This window comes from Pseudomonas sp. 51_B (genome assembly GCF_017491595.1).
GTDB classification, from domain to species: domain Bacteria; phylum Pseudomonadota; class Gammaproteobacteria; order Pseudomonadales; family Pseudomonadaceae; genus Aquipseudomonas; species Aquipseudomonas promysalinigenes.
Genome location: NZ_JAFGYW010000660.1, coordinates 1 through 223, shown reverse-complemented (window position 1 = coordinate 223; position 223 = coordinate 1). Strand labels below are relative to the sequence as shown.

General features: G+C 61.4%; 1 protein-coding gene. It reads right to left on the bottom strand.

Annotation, left to right across the window (positions count from 1 at the left end; genetic code table 11):
- Positions 1-223: LLM class flavin-dependent oxidoreductase (locus J5M56_RS26595; RefSeq protein ID WP_207938265.1), on the bottom strand; the 223-nt coding region annotated here is incomplete at both ends.

The following is a 223-nucleotide window of genomic DNA, read 5'->3' as shown; positions in this document are numbered from 1 at the left end:
AGAACTCGCCCTGATGGCCCAGGGTGTGCAGCTTGGCCGGGTCGAAAAACTCGCCGGTCTCTTTGTTGCGGGTAAACGCATCGTCCTCCCACGAGTCCCACAGGCCCTGAACTACCTGGACATGTTCCTGGGCCCGGGCATAGCGGGTATCGTAGTCGTAGTGCTCGTCCAACCCATAATTGCCCGCAGTGCCAGCATCGCCGCTGGTGACCACGTTCCAGCC